Below are 3,021 nucleotides of genomic sequence, written 5' to 3'. Positions count from 1 at the left end.
GATTCTTCAACGTGTACGGCGAAGGCCAGAAGATGACCGCCTACTACACCTCGGTGATCAATCACTTCGTTGAGCGTCTGAAGCGCGGCGAGGCACCGGTCATCGACGGCGAAGGCAAGCAGTCGATGGACTTCATCCACGTGAAAGACATCGCGCGTGCAGTGGTTCTCGCCGTCGGCAGCGAGAAGGGAAATGTGCCGATCAACGTCGGCACCGGAATCGACACGACGGTCGAGCAGCTCGCCCGTATTCTGATCGACGCTGTGGGCGCCGATGTCGAGCCCCAGTTCAACCCGCGCGATGTGCTCGTCTCACGCCGGGCGGCCGACACCGCACGAGCGAAAGAGATTCTCGGCTTCGAATACAGCATCGCCGTCGAGGATGGCATGCGGGCACTCGTCCAGAATTCCTAGTGCCGGTGAGTGACGGGGGTCTGCCCGCGAATTCTTACAACTCGCTCGCGTGGATCGTGGGCGAACCGATGATCGGCGAGGGCACCTGGATCGGTGCGTTCACGGTCATCGACGCCTCCGGCGGGCTGGTGATCGGCTCAGGCTGTGACATTGCCTCGGGGGTTCATATCTACACACACTCCAGCGCGATGCGCTGTGTGTCGGGGCGACGCTACGACCATGTCGACCGCGCGCCCGTGAGCATCGGAGACCGCGTCTTCGTCGGTGCGAACTCCGTGATCTCTATGGGAGTCACCATCGGCGACGAGGCAATCGTCGCCGCCGGCTCCGTAGTGACCAGGGACGTCCCGGCGCGAACCATCGTGGCCGGGGCACCCGCCCGGATCACCGGACATGTCGACCTCTCCGACCCGGAGCATCCGGTCACGTCGAAGACGGGCGGTGACCCCAGGTGAAGATCGTCGTCGTAAATAACTTCTTTCCGCCGAGGCCTGGAGGAAGCTCGCACCTGGCAGACCACCTCGCAACAAGCTACGCCGCGGCTGGACACGATGTGCTCGTCTTGACCGCGGGTTACAAGAACGCCCCGGCCGAGGAGAGCAGAGACGGCTTCCATATCGTGCGCGTGCCGGCGTGGACGATGCCCAAGAATCGTCTCGCCGCAAACTTCGATATCGCATTCACGATCTCGCCACGTGCCAAGAAGCTCGTCGACACCATCCTCGACGACTTCGCTCCCGATGTCATCCATCAACACGGGCAGTTCTTCGACCTCACCTGGTTGAGCGGGCTCTGGGCTAGAAGCCGCAAGGTCCCGACCCTTTTGAGCATCCATACCCGCCTCGAAACCCCGAATAAGCTGAACAACGCCATCTTCCGCTGTGCCGACGCTTTGCTCGTCGCCCCGCTCATGCGATTGCACAAGCCGACCCTCGTGGTCATGGACGTGCTGATGGATCGCTACATCGGCATGCGCTACCGCAAGGCGATCAGTGGCAAGGTCGTGATTCCCGTGGGAATCAACCCCACGGCCCTGGCCGGCGGAGACGGGGCACGAGCCCGCGCGGAACACGATCTGGCTGACCGACACGTTCTCCTGTCAATCGGACACGTCATCCCCCAGCGAAACCGGGTTCCACTGGTGCGCGCGCTTCCGCGAATACTCGAGCGCTATCCCGACCTCGCTGTGGTCGTGATCGGTGGCGTTTACCACGATGAATTCCTGCGCCTCGCGAAGGAACTGGGCGTCGAGGAGTCGATCGACGCCGTCGGCGCAATCCCGCAGAAGCAGATTCCCGACTATCTCGCCGCAGCCGACCTGGAAGTGCACGAGCTGCAGGGGCAAGGCTTCGGCACCGCGAGCCTAGAGTGCCTCGCCATGGGCATTCCCGTCGTCGCCGATATTCCCGCCGACAACTTCGTCGAGGTGCTGCTGGAAGACCGGCGCCACCTCTATCTCGTACCTCCCGTCGGCGATACGAACGCGGATGCCGATCCCGACGCGCTGGCCGACATCATCCTCGAGATTCTTGCGGATCCTCAGGCCGCCAGAGACCGGGTGTCCGAGCACGCCAAGCAGCTCATCCAGGATCACTTCACCATCGACCACGTGGCCGCGCGACATCTCAGCGTTCTATCCGACCTGACTGGAGCACAATCGTGAAGCGCGTCATCGTAATCGGAGGCGGGATCGTCGGTCTCGCTGTTGCCGAACTGCTCTCACGCTCCGAGCACTCCGTTACCGTCCTCGAGAAGGAGGGCGCGTGGGCGGCCCACCAGACAGGCCACAACTCGGGCGTCATCCACGCCGGACCGTACTACGTTCCAGGATCCTTGAAGGCGCGCATGTGCCGCGCTGGCAATCGCTCGATGGTCGAGTTCGCCGAGCAGAACGACATCCCGTATGCGGTCGGCGGCAAGCTCATCGTTGCCGTGGGTGAATCCGAGATTCCCCGGCTCGAGAAGCTGCATGAGCGGGCTCTCGCCAATGGCGCGAACGCCAGGATGATCTCCGCTTCCGAAGCCCACGAGTACGAGCCGCACGTGAACACCGTGCGCGCCCTCCGGGTCGAAGACACGGGCATCATCGACTACTCGATGGTGTCTCGTCGCCTCGCCGAGCTGGCGCAGGCGAATGGAGCCGTTCTGGTGCGGAACGCCGAGGTATCGGCCATCCGCACCGTCGGCGACGAGGTCGCCGTGTCTTACTCGGGGGGCGAGGTCACGGGCGACCTGCTCGTGAACTGCGCCGGGCTCCAGTCCGACCGCATCGCGGCTCTCGCCGGGGTTGAACCCGACGTGAGGATCGTGCCGTTCCGGGGCGAGTACTACGAGCTGGCGAAGGACCGTCGCGATCTCGTTCGAGGGCTCATCTACCCGGTTCCCGATCCGGCGCTGCCGTTCCTCGGCGTGCACCTCACGCGCATGATCGACGGAAGCGTGCACGCGGGCCCCAATGCCGTGCTCGCGTTCTCCCGCGAGGGCTACCGCTGGCGCGACATCAGTCTCAAAGACACCCTCGATGCGGTGAGCTTCCCCGGTTTCCTACGATTAGCCCGAAGCAACGTGGCATCCGGCGCCCAGGAGATCGTGCGCTCGCTCTCGAAGG

At 63.9% G+C, this 3,021-nt stretch carries 4 protein-coding genes; all 4 read left to right on the top strand.

Translation table 11 applies throughout. The features are described 5' to 3' along the window. The coding region (locus ACE5CZ_RS04945) for an NAD-dependent epimerase/dehydratase family protein (RefSeq protein WP_374946228.1) at positions 1-413 on the top strand (413 nt) is incomplete at its 5' end. A 5-nt stretch (positions 414-418) separates the two neighbouring features. Beyond that, complete coding sequence (locus tag ACE5CZ_RS04940) at positions 419-868, top strand: acyltransferase (protein WP_374946227.1); 450 nt, start codon at positions 419-421, stop codon at positions 866-868. Further along, positions 865-2,076: a glycosyltransferase family 4 protein gene (locus tag ACE5CZ_RS04935; protein ID WP_374946226.1), complete on the top strand. Its 1,212-nt coding sequence runs from the start codon at positions 865-867 to the stop codon at positions 2,074-2,076. Before ACE5CZ_RS04940 ends, ACE5CZ_RS04935 begins: the two co-directional genes overlap by 4 nt. After that, positions 2,073-3,021, top strand: a 949-nt coding sequence (gene lhgO / locus ACE5CZ_RS04930; protein ID WP_374946225.1) for an L-2-hydroxyglutarate oxidase, incomplete at its 3' end; no start/stop codon positions are given. The genes ACE5CZ_RS04935 and lhgO, both read left to right, overlap by 4 nt.

Origin of the sequence: Agreia sp. (assembly GCF_964263775.1) — a bacterium.
Lineage (GTDB): Bacteria > Actinomycetota > Actinomycetes > Actinomycetales > Microbacteriaceae > Agreia.
The sequence above is the reverse complement of the archived record's forward strand: the minus strand, read 5'-3'. Positions and strand labels throughout refer to the sequence as shown.